Raw genomic sequence first — 14,326 nt, 5'->3', positions numbered from 1 at the left:
GTCCTTGAAGGCCGAACCATGAGCGATCTTACCCAGTTGCGGCGCGAAGCGGTCGCGGCACCGGAAAGCGGCATCGTCGCCGTGATCAACTATGCGCGGGAGCGTGAGGGGCTGATCCCGATGTGGGCCGGCGAGGGCGATATCGCGACGCCGGATTTCATCTGCGCCGCCGCCTCGGCGAGCCTCAAGGCCGGGGAGACCTTCTACACTTGGCAGCGGGGGTTGCCGGAATTGCGCCAGGCGCTCGCCGATTACACCGCGCGGCTTTACGGACGACCGTCCTTGCCGGATCGCTTCTTCGTGACCGGTTCGGGGATGCAGGCGATCCAGATCACGCTGGCGGCGCTCGCTGGGGCCGGCGACGAAGTCGTCTTCTTCGGCCCGGCTTGGCCGAATTTCGCGGCGGCGACCGAGCTCCAGGGTGCGGTCGCGCGCGAGGTCGCGCTCGACTGGACCGAGGCGGGCTGGCAGTTGGATCTGCAGAAATTCAAGGATGCGATCGGCCCGAAGACCCGGGCAGTGTTCGTCAATACGCCGGCCAACCCGACCGGCTGGACGGCCGACGAGGCGACATTGCGCGCCATCCTGGAAATCGCCCGTGATGCCGGAATCTTCATCATCGCCGACGAGATCTATAGCCGCTTCTACTATTCCGGCGGACGGGCGCCATCGTTTCACGATGTGATGGAGGAGGACGATCGGATCGTCTTCGTCAATTCCTTCTCAAAGAACTGGGCGATGACCGGCTGGCGGGTCGGCTGGATCGAGACCAATGCCGCCTTTGGCGACATCATCGAGAACCTCATTCAATATTCGACTTCGGGCGTTGCTGCCTTCATGCAACGCGGGGCGCTCGCAGCCTTGGAACAAGGTGAGGCGTTCGTGGAAAGCCAGATCGCTCGTGCTGCCGAAGCGCGGGAGATTTTCGCCTCGCGACTCCTGGCCACCAACCGGGTGTCGATGACGCCGCCTGACGGGGCGTTCTACGCCTTCTTTGCCATCGACGGCATCGCGGATACCCGCGCCGCGGCCTTTCGCATCGTCGACGAGGCCGGGGTGGTACTCGCGCCCGGCACCGCCTTCGGCCAATCCGGCCATCGGTTTCTCAGAGCCTGCTTCCATCGCCGGCTGGACGAGGTGGAAACTGCCGCCGACCGTCTCGTCGATTGGATCGGCCGGGCGGTGTGAGAGCCGTCGACGGTCGCACCCTCTCGCATCGCTTCGCAACGCTCGCCCTCGCCGGACTCGGCGGCCTTGCCGCCTCGGCGCTCGGTCTGCCGGTCGCCTGGCTGCTGGGACCGGTGCTCGCGGTGTCGGCGGCGAGCATCGCCGGGCTCGATACGGAACTGCCGCAGGTATTGCGCACGCTGGCGTTCTTCGTTCTTGGCGTCCAGGCCGGTTCCGGGGTGACGCCGGACGTGCTGGAGCAGATCGCCATCTGGCCGCTGTCCTTCGCCGTCCAGATGCTCGGAGTCGGCGTCGTCATCGTGCTGACCCACGCCTTCCTGCATCGCGTGCTGCGCTGGGACAAGGACACCGCCCTGTTCGCCTCGCTTCCCGGCGCACTGTCCTTCGTGCTGGCCGCCGCCTCCGAAACCCGAGCCGATCTCACCCGGATCACCATCGTCCAGAGCGTCCGGCTGCTCTTTCTGATCGGTGCCCTGACGCCGATCCTCGCTTGGCTGGAAGGCGGCGCCGACGTGGTTGCAATGGCGCGCGGCGCGGAAGGGACTCTCGCCGACTACGCCGTGCTCTTCAGCCTATGCGCACTGGTTGCGTTCGCCGGTCATCTGATCCGGTTGCCCGGCGGGATGATGCTGGGCGCCCTGATCGGCAGCGGGGCGTTGCACGTCGGCGGCGTTTCGACGGTGGCGATTCCACCGGTGCTCGCGATCCCGAGCCTCGTTCTTCTCGGCACGCTGATCGGTTCGCGGCTCAAGGGGATCAATATCACGGCGTTTTCGCGGCTGCTTCCGGCCGCCATCGGGTCCTTTGCGATCGGGCTGGTCGTCTCCGCGGCGGCGGCGGCTGTGGCCGTGGTGGCGCTCGGAATCGGCTTTGGAAAGGTGGCGCTCGCCTATGCGCCTGGCGCTCTGGAGGCGCTGACCGTGCTGGCATTCCAGTTCGACGTCGATCCTGCCTATGTGGCGGCCCATCATGTCGTGCGTTTCGTCAGCATNTGACCGTGCTGGCATTCCAGTTCGACGTCGATCCTGCCTATGTGGCGGCCCATCATGTCGTGCGTTTCGTCAGCATCGCGATGGTGGTTCCCCTGCTCGCGAAGCGCCGCGCGCGACCGGGCGACACGGTCGCGCCCCCCATCGACGAGAAAGAACGCTTGTCAGGCGTCGATGGCAGCGAAGACCGAGGGTGAGGGCGCCGGCGCCTCGCCGCCCGGTGGTCCCCAGAAGACCACCCATGTGACGAAGTTGTCGGACATCCCCTCGAAGCGATGCTCCGTCCCGGCCCGCACGAACAGCGCGTCGCCGGCTCTGACATGTCCGCGCTCGCCGTCCCTGACGACATCCGACTGGCCGGACGCGATGATGTAGAGCTCGTCCTGGCTGTGCGGACGCTGGCGGTCCTCGCCGCGCGGCGCGAAGATCTCGAGCGTCATGGTGCCGTGGGACAGGGCCTCGGCATGAAAGACGCCATCAGGCCATTCGGCGGTGGCCGGCAGCGGCAGCTTTCCCAGGAAATGATCGAGCGAGACTTTCATCAAAATACCCCGCAACGATGGTTGGACGAAGCCTTTTCTAGCCGGGGCTCAGCCGCCGGCTTGCGAAACGACCAGAGGCGTCACCTTCGCGGAGCGTTCGGCATGGGCCGGCCGCTCGGTCGCGAAGGGAATGCCGACGGTCTTCCATGTTTCGACCAGCGCGTCCTTCAGCGTCGCGATCAGAGCGTCGGAATGCAATGGCGTCGGGGTGATCCGCAGCCGCTCGGTGCCGCGCGGCACTGTCGGGTAATTGATCGGCTGGATGTAGATTCCATGCCGCTGCAAGAGATGGTCGCTGGCCTTCTTGCACAGGTCGGGATCGCCGACCGCCAGCGGAACGATATGCGTGTCGGACTCCATCACCGGCAGGTCGGCGCCGCGCAGCACGCTTTTGGCCTGAGCGGCCTGGCGCTGTTGCGCCTCGCGCTCAGCTTGGCTGGTCTTCAGGTGGCGGATCGAGGCGGTCGCCGCCGCCGCCAGCGCCGGCGGCAGCGCCGTGGTGAAGATGAAGCCCGGCGCGTAGGAACGCACCGCGTCGATGACCGCCTTGGTGCCGGCGATATAGCCGCCGAGGACGCCGAAGGCCTTGGCCAGCGTTCCCTCGATCACGTCGATGCGCTGGGCGAGCGCGTCGCGCTCCGAGATGCCGCCGCCGCGAGGGCCGTACATGCCGACCGCATGGACCTCGTCGATATAGGTCATGGCGTTGTAGTATTCGGCGAGTTCGACGATCTTCTCGATCGGCGCGATGTCGCCGTCCATCGAATAGACACTCTCGAAGACGATCAGCTTCGGCTGTGCCGGGTCGGCGGCTTTCAGCAGCTCTTCCAGATGCTCCATATCATTGTGACGGAAGACCTGCTTCCTGGTTCCGGCCTTGCGGACCCCCTCGATCATCGAGGCGTGGTTCAACTCGTCGGAGAAAATGAGGCAGTTCGGCAGGAGCTTGGCGATGGTCGAGATCGAGGCTTCGTTGGAGACGAAGCCGGAGGTGAAGACGAGCGCCGCCTCCTTGCCGTGCAGATCGGCCAGTTCGCGCTCGAGTTCGACCAGCGGATGGTTGGTGCCGGAGATGTTGCGGGTGCCGCCGGCGCCGGAGCCCATCGCCGAGACGGTCGCCGTCATCGCCGCGATCACGTCGGCGTGCTGGCCCATCCCGAGATAGTCGTTGGAACACCAAACAGTGATCTCGCGAACCTTGCCGTCATGCCGCCAGAGCGCCTTCGGGAATTGCCCGGCGATCCGTTCGAGATCGGCAAACACCCGATAGCGCTTTTCGGCATGCAACGCCTCGATCGCCGATTCGAACTGGCTCTGGTAATCGATCATCGCGAACTCCTTATCAGAACGGTTCTAAATGCGGCATGGCGCAAAGTCCACGTCCCGCCAGCATGATGCGGGAGTCCGAGGAACGTGACATTGACCAAGGTCAAGCGACCGGGCGGGTCGCCTCGAACCGTCACGAGTTGGGCTCATCCTGCGGAGCGGAGGAGGGGCCGGTTTCCGCGGCATCGGCCGGATCTCGCTCCGCGCTCTCGTCACGGCGCGCGCGGGCCTGCTCCTTGCGCCGGCGGAGATTTTCCCGCAATTGCGCCTCCAGCCGCTGCTGCCGCCTTGATTTTTGCTTGTCGCCCGCCGTATCGCCGTCGCTCATGATCCACCTCTTGCCAGCCTCATTCGATAGTGTCAGGGGCGGGGCGCCGTCAATTTCCTCTGTGTCGACTCCGATACTCCGGCGCAGTCTTGTCAGGACCATGGCCGGGTTTCGCTGCAAGAGCGGTCCCTGCGCCTCGCGGAAGCTGTGATGAAACGACTGTTCGACCTCTTCGCCAGCCTTGTCGGGCTGATCCTGCTCGGCTGGCTGATCGGCGTCCTCGCCATTCTCGTGCGCCGCGACAGCGACGGTCCTGGCCTTTTCGCCCAGGAGCGGGTCGGTCTGCGGGGTCGAACCTTCGTCTGCTACAAGCTGCGAACCATGCATCGGGCGACCAAATCCGCCGCTTCCCACGAGACGCCCGCCGCGGCTGTGACCCCGCTGGGGCGGCGATTGCGGGCCTTCAAGCTCGACGAGCTGCCGCAATTGTGGAACGTTCTCAAGGGCGAGATGAGCTTTGTCGGGCCGCGCCCCTGCCTGCCGTCGCAGACGGTACTGATCGCCGAGCGGGAACGACGCGGCGTCCTCGAGGTGCGGCCGGGTATCACGGGCAAGGCGCAGGTGATGGGTGTCGACATGTCCGACCCCGTTCGGCTCGCCGAGATCGATGCCACTTATGTCGCGGAGCGCAGCTTCGTCGGCGACCTCGTCCTGATCCTGCGAACCGTTACCGGCAGCGGCCGCGGCGACAGGGTCGCCCAGTGAGGGAACCGGCCGGCCCTGGTATGGTTGCCTCTGCGTCGCGCGAGCCAATTCCATCGGAGCCCATGTTGCTCTAGAACGCGCACACTCCGCCTTGCGGGGCCGCCACCTTAGGACTGTCTGCCTCATGATCGAACGCATCGGCTTTGCCGCCGAGCTCGCCGCCTACACCGACCGGCACGGACCGGTGACCATTGGTCTGGCCGGGGCCGGGCAGATGGGCACGGACATCGTCGTCCAGATCGCGCTGATGACCGGAATCCGCGTCGGCGCCGTCGCGGCGAACAGCGCCCGGCGGCCAATGCAGGCGATCGCCATGGCGGGCTACAGCGACGATCATGGCGTCGTCGCGGCTAGCGCGTCGGACATCGACCGGACGATCGAGGCCGGTCAAATCGCCGTGACCGACGATCTCGGCGCGCTGTGCGCGGCCGGCCGCATCGACGTCGTCGTCGATGCTACGGGCAGCCCGGAGGTCGGGACCTTCCTGGCGATGGAGGCGATCCGCAACGGCAAGCACATCGTGATGTTGAATGTCGAGGCCGACATCACCGTCGGCCGCCTGCTCGCCCGCAAGGCGCGGGAGGCCGGCGTGGTCTATACCGGATCGGCCGGCGACGAACCTGCCTCGACGCTGGAGCTGATCTCGTTCGCCCAGAGTCTCGGCATGGAGGTGGTTGCCGCCGGCAAGGGCAAGAACAATCCGCTGCGCCATTCCGCCATTCCCGAGGAATACGAGGAGGAGGCGCGGCAGCGGGACATGAACGCCCGCATGCTGGTGGAGTTTATAGACGGCTCGAAGACGATGGTGGAGATGACCGCCATCGCCAATTGCACCGGCCTCAAGCCGGACGTGCCGGGCATGCACGGCCCGGAAGCGACGGGTGACAATCTTGGCCAGGTGCTGTGCACGGCCGAGGATGGCGGCATCCTGTCGAAGACCGGATGCGTCGACTACACGATCGGCAAGGGGGTCGCGCCCGGCGTCTTCTGTGTCGTGAAGCCGCGCCACCCCCGCGCGATCGAGCGGATGGCGGATCTGAAGGTCGGCCCGGGCCCGTGCTTTGCGTTGATCCGGCCGTTTCATCTGACCAGTCTGGAGACGCCGTTGTCGGCGGCCCGCGCCGTGATGTATCGCCGTCCGGACATGGTGCCCGTGGATCGGCCGGTGGCCGAATGCGGCGCCATCGCCAAGCGCGATCTGAAGCCGGGCGAGATGCTGGGGCGGATCGGCGAGGCCGACTATCGTGGCTATGCGATGACCTGGGACGACGCGCGCGCCAGGCGGGCCTTGCCGCTCGGCCTGGTCGAGAAGGCGACGGTGGCGCGGCCGGTGAAAGCCGGGGAGCTTGTCACCCACGACAATTGCGCGCCCGACGACAGCCTGCTCGTCACAAGGATGCGGGCCGAACTCGACGCGGCCGACGGCCGGTTCGCCGACTGAATATCCAGATTGCGCCGGGCCGTTCGATCCGGGTCAAGAGGCGTCCGGCCTGTCCCCCGCCATCGTCGAGCGGATCGCGATATCGAGACCTTTCGCCAGGATCTGGCGCTCGTTCTCGCTCAGGGGCTCGAGCGCGGCCGCGATGGACTGCAGGGGGTCCTTCTTCAAAAGGACGACGCCCCGATCGGTCAGTTCCAGCTGTTCGGCGCGGCCGCGTCCGATCGTGCCCAGCTTGGCGAGATAGCCCTTGGTGATCAGGGTGCGGACGGTGCGCGCGACGGCACCCGACGCGAGGCCCTGGAAGCGGGCGAGATCGATCGCCGTGCGCAAGTGCGGCGGCGCCGACTGGACATAGCGCAGCGCCGCCCACTGGGCCGGAAACAGCTGCGAGGCATAGCCCTGCGAGTGCAGCCGGCGCGCGATCTGTTCGAGCAGTCCGGCCAAATCGGCAGTGGTAACCGGGTCCGTGTCCAAAAATTCGCGCCATCGTCGTTGAATTACGCCTGCGTCTTATCGCGGAAGCGCAGGAATGTTCAATCTGATGCCGTCCGGAATGGGCGGGCGTCGGCGCGATCTTGCCGGAAAAGCGCCAGGAACCCGCCGAAGAGATGAACGATCCATTACTTGGGACAATCAAAGGCTTTTGAACCAGGCCGTTGCGAAGCTCGGACGGTCACGCGGCTGAAGGATGCAGGCTCGCCCAACGCGGCTGGGCATCGACGGCATGGGTCAACAAGGCTGCCAGCTTGAGAACGAAGCCGTCGGCATAGCGCGGTCCGACGATCTGTACGCCGATCGGCAGCCCGGATCCGGTAAACCCACCGTTGATGCTGATCGCCGGCTGCTCGCCGACATTCCACGGCAGAGTGAAGGCGATGTGCTCGAACGGCCGGGCGGGATCGTCGATCGGCGAGGCCCATTCGGCCGGCCAGGATGCCTGCGGGTTGACCGGCGAGAGGATGGCGTCGAACCGGACGAAGGGGGCCGCGGCGGCCGCCTTGATCGCCTGGATCTGGTCGAAGGCCTCGGCGACATCGGTGCCGGAAAGGACCGCCGCGCCGGCCGCCCATTCGCGGATATAGGGCAGCACCATCGCGCCTTTGTCGTCGGGCAGGGCCGACATTGTCGCCCAGAACCTGGCGCGAAAGAAGTGGTCGAAACCGTCCAGCATGGCGCGGGTGAGGGTTCCCGGTATCGGTTCGACGACGGCGCCAGCCTCTTCCAGGGCGCGCGTGCAATCGGCGAGCGCCGCCGAGACGTCCGGGTCGACGGGCAGGCCACATCCAGCCTCCGCCATGACGCCGATCCGCAGCCCCTTCGGGTCGAGCGTGAAGTCGCTCCAGTCGATCGCCGATGGTGGCAGGCCGGTCGGATCGCGGACGTCCGGCCGCGATAGCGTCGCCATCATCAGCGCTGCGTCGGCAACGGTCCGGGTCATCGGTCCGGCGACGCGGCCGATATAGGTTGGATCGATCGGCACGCGGCCGTAGCTCGGCTTGAAGCCCACCGTTCCGGTGAGGCCGGCGGGAATGCGGATCGAGCCGCCGATGTCGGTACCCAGATGCAGCGGCCCCAGGCCGGCGGCGGCTGCTGCGGCGGCGCCGGCACTGGAGCCGCCGGGATTGAGCCGGATGTCCCAGGGATTGCGCGACAGTTTGTGGAAGCTCGACAGGCCCGACGACAGCATGCCGTAATCGGGGCAGGTGGTCTTGGCGAAGATGATCGCGCCGTCCTCGCGCAGCCGCGCCGCCGGCGGCGCGTCTTCAGGCGCGGGAACGAGCGTCGTCGCCGCGGTGCCGTTGGGCGCCGGCGCGCCCTTTGTCGCGATCAGTTCCTTGATAGTGACCGCCACGCCGTCGAGCGGACCTTTCGGCGCGCCCTTGGCCCAGCGCTCTGTGGCCGCCGCCGCGTCCGCCCGGGCGCTCTCAGGATCGTAGGCCCAGAGCGCCGCGATCGACGGCTCCCAGGCCGCGATGCGGCGCTCGACGTCGGCCCAGACCTCCGTTGGGGACGTTTCGCGGCTGCGGAACATGGCGAGTAGGTCGCTGGCCGGAATGTCGCTGAGATCCGTCATGGGGAAACGCTCATGGTCTGCGCAGCCAGTAGACCCTCAGCGGTTGGGCGAAGATGTTGGCGCCCTCATCTTTTGTGGCCTTCGCCGCGAACAGGCGCTCGACCTCGCCGCGCTTGGCTTCGACCGTCGCCGCGCGGGTCGGATCGACGGACACCACCCGGCGGATGAACGCATCCACGTCGGCAAAGCGTTCCTTGCGCTCGAAGACGACGTTGCCGCGCAGCTCGAACCGGCCATCCCGGCAGGCATCCGCCACCGCGCGGTTCGCCGCCTCGCGAATGTTGGTCTCGTCATCGATGGGGCGCACCGCCTCGAAGAACGGTCCTTCGGCGAGCGGTTCGACGACGAGAACGGTGCCGCCTGCCCGCGTGACGCGTGCGGCCTCGCCGAGCGCATCGAGCATCCGGGCCTTGGGCACATGATGCAGGGAATTGAGGAATACGGCGGCGTCGAAGCTGTGGTCCGCGAAGGGCAGTCTTTCACCGGGGGCCACCACGAAGTCGGCCTCGGGCGCAGCCGTTCGGGCCGCTTCGATCGCCGCCTCGCCAGGGTCGATGCCAGTGACGCGAAAGCCACGCGCCGTCAGAGCTTTGGCAAGGCCGCCATGGCCGCAGCCGATGTCGACGACGGTGGTTGCGCCGTCCATGGCCAGCGTTTCGGTGATGACAGCGGCGGTGTCGCCCGCTGCGAAGGCTGCGTTGAGCGCGGTGGGTGGTTGCATGGCGGATCCCTTCGGCGTGGGTGAGAGCGCTTACCGTCTCCCGGTCGCTCGGATGGACCGCCGCCCCCGACAGGGCGAGGGGCGGCATCCGATGGTCCGTCTCAGGCGGTTTCGGCGTAGTTCGACGGGAACAAGGCGCGCAGCGCGGCTTCGTCGCGCTCCGACTTGAAGGAGACGTCCTTGGCGATCTGCCGCGCCTCGGCGACGGCCGGGCGCGCGTTGACGCTATCGAACCAGCGCTTGAGGTTTGGATAGGTGACGAGTCCATTTTCGCCGAGCACGTTGGCGACCCGGTCGATCCAGCCCCAAGCGGCGATGTCGACGATGGTGTAGCTGTCACCGACAAAGAATTCCCGGCCGGCCAGGTGGTCGTCCAGCACCTTGTAATGGCGCTGCGCCTCGCGCGTGTAGCGGTTCTCCGCATAATCGGACTTGCCCTTGGCCGCCGTGCGGAAATGCACCGACTGACCCGAATACGGACCGAGGCCGGTGGCGACGAACATCAGCCAGGACAACAGCTCACCCCGGTCCTCCGGCTTGCCGCCGAATTGGCCATGCTTGTCGGCGAGATAGAGCAGGATGGCGTTGGAATCGAACACCCGCTTGCCGTTATCCTCGATCGCCGGCAGCTTGCCGTTGGGGTTGATCGCGCGGAAGGCCGGCTGGTGCTGTTCACCCTTCAGCGTGTCGACCGGCACCAGTTCGTAATCGAGGCCGGCCTCTTTCAGGAACAGCGCGATCTTCATCGAGTTCGGCGTCGGGTGGAAGTGGAATTTCAGCATTGGATCTCCTGTATCGCGATCTGAGCGAATATCGTGACGTGACGGCGTTTCGACACCATTCGGGGCGGTGAGGCAAGCGGATCGGCCGTGACCCCGGAGGCCGCTGAACGGTTTGACGACGGCGCGGCGCCATGTTCAGCCTTCGCCAGGCTGGGTTGGCGGAGCCCCACGACAAGGACGACGATCCGTTCACGATGATCGCGCCGCCGCGGCAGGGGTCGCTTTATCCGCGTCGCGTTCTCCTGTAACGGCTGAAACGTTGTCATTCGCAACGGCAGACCCTCTTGGAGGGCAGGGCAGCGTATCCGCCTCGACGCGGCGCGAATGAGAGGAGCCGAAGATGATTGCGACCGACATCGCGACGCGCGTCTGGAACCATACCTTCAAGCTCGACACGATCGTGCGCAGCCTGCTCGATACGGATTTCTACAAGCTGCTCATGCTGCAGATGATCCACGGGCTGCATCCGGATGTCGCGGCGACGTTCGCGCTGAACAACCGCAGCAAGCACGTGCGTCTCGCCGAGGTGATCGACGAGGGGGAACTGCGCGAGCATCTCGACCATACCCGCTCGCTCTCCTTCACCAAGCGCGAGATGATCTGGCTGGCCGGTAATACCTTCTACGGTACGCGACAGATCTTCCGCCCGAAATTTCTCGAGTGGCTGGAGGATTTCCGGCTGCCCGAATACGAACTGCGCCGGGTCGACGGCCAGTTCGAGCTGTATTTCCATGGGCCCTGGACCCACACGATGATGTGGGAGATTCCGGCGCTGGCGATCATCAACGAACTGCGCTCGCGCGCTGCGATGAAGGATTTCAAGCGCTTCGAGCTCGACGTCCTCTATGCCCGCGCCAAAGCCAAGATGTGGCAGAAGGTCGAGCAATTGCAGGCGCTCCCCGATCTGCGCATCTCCGATTTCGGTACCCGCCGGCGGCATTCCTTCCTGTGGCAGCGCTGGTGCGTGGAAGCGCTGAAGGAAGGGCTGGGCGACCGGCTGATCGGCTCCTCCAACGTGCTCTTGGCCATGGAAACCGACCTGGAAGCGATCGGCACCAACGCCCACGAGCTGCCGATGGTGCTGGCGGCGCTCGCCGACAGCGACGAGGAATTGCGCCGGGCGCCCTACGACGTCTTGAAGGAGTGGCAGAGCTATTACGGCGGCAATCTCCTGATCGTCCTGCCCGACACCTTCGGCACTCCGGCCTTTCTGAAGAACGCGCCGGCCTGGCTCGCGGAGTGGACCGGCTTGCGGCCCGACTCCGCCCCGCCGATCGAGGGCGGTGAGGAAATCATCGCCTGGTGGAAGCAAATGGGCGAGGATCCCCGCGAAAAGCTGCTGGTGTTTTCCGACGGTATGGATTCCGACACGATCGAGCGGACCTACCGGCATTTCGAGGGCCGAGTGCGCATGAGCTTCGGCTGGGGCACCAATCTGACCAACGACTTCCGCGGCACGGCGCCGGAGCCGATGAGCGGCCTCGACCCGATCTCGCTGGTCTGCAAGGTGGTCTCGGCGAATGGCCGGCCGGCGGTAAAGCTGTCGGACAATGCCGCAAAGGCCAGCGGCGAACCCGCGGCAATCGCCCGCTATCGCCGGGTGTTTGGCGAGGCCGCCTATGCGGAGCGCGCACTGGCGGTGTGAGGGCCTTGTTCGTCAATCGCCGATGGCGACACCCTCGCGGCGCGGGTCGGCGCCGCCCAGCAGGCCGTCCGGGCCGATGACGATGCCGTGCAGGCCCGACGTGAGTTCGCGCGCCTCGACCTCGAAGCCGAGATCGCGCAGCGGCTGGGCGAGGGCCTCGGCGGACGTGCCTTCCTCCACATCGAACGTGCCGAAACGATTGACCAGATGCGTCATCGCGACCGCTTCCTGAACATCCATGTCCCAATCGATCAGTCCGATCAGCGCCTGGGCGACATAGCCGATGATGCGGCTGCCGCCCGGCGAGCCGATGGCTATGACCGGCTTGCCGTCTTTTAGGACGATGGTCGGCGCCATCGATGAGCGCGGCCGCTTGCCGGGCGCCACGGCATTGGCGATCGGCCGGCCATCCTCATCATGGGTCTCGAAGGAAAAGTCGGTGAGCTCGTTGTTGAGCAGAAACCCACCGGTCATCAGCCGCGAGCCGAAGCCGTTCTCGATCGTCGTGGTCATCGAGACGACGTTGCCGGCGGCATCGACGATCGAAAAATGACTGGTCGAGGGCAGTTCGATCGCCATGTCGTCGCCCATCAGCATCGCGTGATCCCAAGGCGGCGAGCCTGGTTCGACGGCATCCTTGGATAACGCACTCTCGCCGGCCAGCAGCTTCGACCGGTCGTTCAGATAGGCCTCGTCCAGAAGGCCCTTGAGCGGCATCGGCACGAAGTCGATGTCAGCCATGTAGCGGCCACGATCGGCGAAGGCGAGGCGCGAGGCATCGCCGATGAGGCGCCAGGCCTCAGGGCTCGCCGGGCCGAGCGCGGCCATGTCGGACGGTTCGATCAGGCCGAGGATCTGTCCGACAGTGAGTGCGCCGGAGGAGGGCGGCCCCATGCCGCAGACGTCGTATTGGCGATAGTCGACGCAGACCGGTGCGCGCTCGACCACCCGATAGGCGGCGAGGTCGGCCAGAGCGAGCTTGCCGGGATTGTCTGTCGCGTTCTGCACGGTCTCGACGATAGCTTGCGCGATCGGACCTTCGTAGAAGCCCTCCGCGCCCTTCTCGGCGATGGTCTCAAGAGTTTCCGCATAGGCCTCGTTTTTCAGCAGCGTGCCGACCGACAGCGGTTCGCCGTCGGTGCCGAAGAAGTAGTCGCGGGTCGCCGCAAAGCGGCCGAGGCGCTCCTTGTCCTCGGCGACGAGGTCATTGAGGCGTTGCGAGACCTCAAAGCCGTTGCGTGCGAGGTCGATTGCCGGCTGGACGACATCCTTCCATGGCAGTTTGCCGTAGCGTTCATGGGTCTTGAAGATCAGCTTCACGGTGCCCGGCGTGCCGACCGAGCGGCCGCCGACGACCGCGTCGTAGAATTTCAGCGGCTGGCCGGCATCGTCGAGAAACAGCTTCGGCGTCGCCGCAGTAGGCGCCGTCTCGCGGCCGTCGAAACTGGTGAGATTGCCGGCGCCGGCGTCGAAATAGACCAGGAAGGCGCCGCCGCCGAGACCCGACGATTGCGGCTCGACCAGACCGAGGACGAGCTGGACGGTGACCATCGCGTCGATGGCGCTGCCGCCCTGGCGCAGGATGTTTATGCCGGCCTCGGCGGCGAGCGGATTGGCGGCGGCCACCATCTGCTTGTCGGCCCTGACCAGTGTCCTTGCGCCGGCCTCGGACGCGATTTCCGGCTGGATCGCGTCGGTGGCCTGCTCCTGGGCAAAGGCAAATGACGGGAAAAAGAGGCTGAGCCAGAGCAGGGCGGCAAGGGGTATCCTGGACATCGGCGCATCCTCTCCTGGCTGATCGGGGCCGAGCCTAGGCCAGTCGCGCGGCGGTGCAAAGCCCGGGCCGGACGCTTCGGTCGCGAGCCCCGCCGAACTTGCGATCATCTTCGTCGTCCGATGTTCGCACGGGGCAAGCAAACCCGGTCGGCTCGACCTGTTTCGTCTATGGTGGGATGCTGAAGGCCGTGTAGCCCCTGGCGTGGGCTATCTTGAGCTCCCATGAAGTCCCTTGATCTGGTGAATAAATGTCGCTACATAAAATGACGTGAGGATCACCTGCGATCCCGCGAAGCGCGAGACGACGTTGCGCGAACGCGGTCTCGATTTCATGCAGGCCGAGCGGGTGTTCGCGGGCCGCACGCTGACGCTCAAGGATGATCGCCGAGATTACGGCGAGACCCGGTTTCAGACCTACGGCGTTCTCGACGGCCGGGTCGTCATGGTCGTTTGGACACCGCGGGAAGACGTCCGCCACGTCATATCCATGAGGCACTGCCATGACCGTGAAGCCCAAAAAATCCGTCGTCGCCTGGGTTGATCAGGACGATGCACCGGCGTGGACGGACGCCATGTTCGACCGGGCCGAACTGGCCGAAGGCGGCAAGGTCATTCGGCCCGCAACCGGCACCGTTGCGCGGGGGCGTGGCCGGCCGCCTTCCGAAAACCCCAAGACACGGCTGACGCTCAGGCTCGACGCCGAGATCGTTCGGCATTTCCGCGCCACCGGTCCCGGCTGGCAGTCGCGGATCAACGATGCCTTGAAGGAACTGGTCCGGCGGGGATAGCGGGCGCCTCATCGGGCGCGC

General features: G+C 66.1%; 16 protein-coding genes. 8 read left to right on the top strand and 8 right to left on the bottom strand.

Going from position 1 to position 14,326, the window contains the following annotated elements; all coding sequences use genetic code 11:
* Window positions 1–18 precede the first annotated feature (18 nt).
* From VQ045_RS12365 to VQ045_RS12355, 3 genes are all read left to right on the top strand, one after another.
* Entirely contained in the window at window positions 19–1,188 is a 1,170-nt protein-coding gene (locus VQ045_RS12365) for a pyridoxal phosphate-dependent aminotransferase (protein WP_327645669.1), read from the top strand.
* A complete protein-coding gene (locus tag VQ045_RS12360; protein WP_331830318.1) occupies window positions 1,185–2,183 on the top strand; it encodes an AbrB family transcriptional regulator in 999 nt (332 codons plus the stop codon). Before VQ045_RS12365 ends, VQ045_RS12360 begins: the two co-directional genes overlap by 4 nt.
* Before the next feature lie 2 nt (window positions 2,184–2,185).
* Complete coding sequence (locus VQ045_RS12355) at window positions 2,186–2,374, top strand: hypothetical protein (protein ID WP_331830317.1); 189 nt, start codon at window positions 2,186–2,188, stop codon at window positions 2,372–2,374.
* On the opposite strand, the gene VQ045_RS12350 is transcribed toward VQ045_RS12355, so the two are convergent.
* The 3 genes from VQ045_RS12350 to VQ045_RS12340 form a co-directional block, all read right to left on the bottom strand.
* Window positions 2,342–2,719, bottom strand: a complete 378-nt coding sequence (locus VQ045_RS12350; protein ID WP_327625511.1) for a cupin domain-containing protein — start codon at window positions 2,717–2,719, stop codon at window positions 2,342–2,344. The two genes, VQ045_RS12355 and VQ045_RS12350, sit on opposite strands and share 33 nt — an antisense overlap.
* A 48-nt stretch (window positions 2,720–2,767) precedes the next feature.
* The gene (hemA, locus tag VQ045_RS12345) at window positions 2,768–4,045 is read right to left on the bottom strand and encodes a 5-aminolevulinate synthase (RefSeq protein WP_331830341.1); all 1,278 of its coding nucleotides are present in this window, start codon (window positions 4,043–4,045) and stop codon (window positions 2,768–2,770) included.
* Between the two features lie 133 nt (window positions 4,046–4,178).
* Window positions 4,179–4,373: a hypothetical protein gene (locus VQ045_RS12340; RefSeq protein WP_331830316.1), complete on the bottom strand. Its 195-nt coding sequence runs from the start codon at window positions 4,371–4,373 to the stop codon at window positions 4,179–4,181.
* A gap of 150 nt (window positions 4,374–4,523) precedes the next feature.
* On the opposite strand from VQ045_RS12340, the gene VQ045_RS12335 reads away from it, so the two are divergent.
* Both VQ045_RS12335 and VQ045_RS12330 read left to right on the top strand, forming a co-directional pair.
* Window positions 4,524–5,078 carry a sugar transferase gene (locus VQ045_RS12335; protein ID WP_331830315.1) on the top strand — a complete coding sequence of 185 codons (555 nt, stop codon included), beginning with the start codon at window positions 4,524–4,526 and terminating at the stop codon, window positions 5,076–5,078.
* A 124-nt stretch (window positions 5,079–5,202) separates the two neighbouring features.
* Window positions 5,203–6,519, top strand: a complete 1,317-nt coding sequence (locus VQ045_RS12330) for an NAD(P)H-dependent oxidoreductase (protein ID WP_327625514.1) — start codon at window positions 5,203–5,205, stop codon at window positions 6,517–6,519.
* A gap of 33 nt (window positions 6,520–6,552) precedes the next feature.
* On the opposite strand, the gene VQ045_RS12325 is transcribed toward VQ045_RS12330, so the two are convergent.
* The 4 genes from VQ045_RS12325 to VQ045_RS12310 all read right to left on the bottom strand — a co-directional run bounded on the left by VQ045_RS12325 (window position 6,553) and on the right by VQ045_RS12310 (window position 10,096).
* Window positions 6,553–6,993 carry a MarR family winged helix-turn-helix transcriptional regulator gene (locus tag VQ045_RS12325; RefSeq protein ID WP_331830314.1) on the bottom strand — a complete coding sequence of 147 codons (441 nt, stop codon included), beginning with the start codon at window positions 6,991–6,993 and terminating at the stop codon, window positions 6,553–6,555.
* Window positions 6,994–7,192: 199 nt separating this feature from the next.
* Window positions 7,193–8,593, bottom strand: a complete 1,401-nt coding sequence (locus tag VQ045_RS12320) for an amidase (protein WP_331830313.1) — start codon at window positions 8,591–8,593, stop codon at window positions 7,193–7,195.
* Between the two features lie 10 nt (window positions 8,594–8,603).
* The gene (locus VQ045_RS12315; RefSeq protein WP_331830312.1) at window positions 8,604–9,314 is read right to left on the bottom strand and encodes a class I SAM-dependent methyltransferase; all 711 of its coding nucleotides are present in this window, start codon (window positions 9,312–9,314) and stop codon (window positions 8,604–8,606) included.
* Between the two features lie 101 nt (window positions 9,315–9,415).
* The gene (locus tag VQ045_RS12310; protein ID WP_331830311.1) at window positions 9,416–10,096 is read right to left on the bottom strand and encodes a glutathione S-transferase family protein; all 681 of its coding nucleotides are present in this window, start codon (window positions 10,094–10,096) and stop codon (window positions 9,416–9,418) included.
* A 340-nt stretch (window positions 10,097–10,436) separates the two neighbouring features.
* Here VQ045_RS12310 and pncB point away from each other — a divergent pair, with 340 nt between their 5' ends.
* Window positions 10,437–11,741 carry a nicotinate phosphoribosyltransferase gene (pncB, locus tag VQ045_RS12305; protein ID WP_331830310.1) on the top strand — a complete coding sequence of 435 codons (1,305 nt, stop codon included), beginning with the start codon at window positions 10,437–10,439 and terminating at the stop codon, window positions 11,739–11,741.
* A gap of 12 nt (window positions 11,742–11,753) precedes the next feature.
* Here the strand turns inward: pncB and ggt are convergent, their stop codons facing one another.
* Window positions 11,754–13,517: a gamma-glutamyltransferase gene (ggt, locus tag VQ045_RS12300; RefSeq protein ID WP_331830309.1), complete on the bottom strand. Its 1,764-nt coding sequence runs from the start codon at window positions 13,515–13,517 to the stop codon at window positions 11,754–11,756.
* 268 nt (window positions 13,518–13,785) lie between these two features.
* Here ggt and VQ045_RS12295 point away from each other — a divergent pair, with 268 nt between their 5' ends.
* Window positions 13,786–14,058 (top strand): BrnT family toxin, encoded by a 273-nt coding sequence (locus tag VQ045_RS12295; RefSeq protein WP_327625522.1) that lies wholly within the window; start codon window positions 13,786–13,788, stop codon window positions 14,056–14,058.
* Window positions 14,018–14,305 carry a BrnA antitoxin family protein gene (locus tag VQ045_RS12290; RefSeq protein ID WP_327625523.1) on the top strand — a complete coding sequence of 96 codons (288 nt, stop codon included), beginning with the start codon at window positions 14,018–14,020 and terminating at the stop codon, window positions 14,303–14,305. The genes VQ045_RS12295 and VQ045_RS12290 overlap by 41 nt, the downstream gene beginning before the upstream one ends.
* The last annotated feature ends 21 nt before the right edge of the window (window positions 14,306–14,326 follow it).

The sequence above is a fragment of the Aurantimonas sp. E1-2-R+4 genome, from assembly GCF_036549515.1.
Taxonomy (GTDB): Bacteria; Pseudomonadota; Alphaproteobacteria; order Rhizobiales; family Rhizobiaceae; genus Aurantimonas; species Aurantimonas coralicida_A.
Note: the sequence above shows the minus strand (reverse complement) of the source record. Positions and strands in the feature narration are given on the sequence as shown.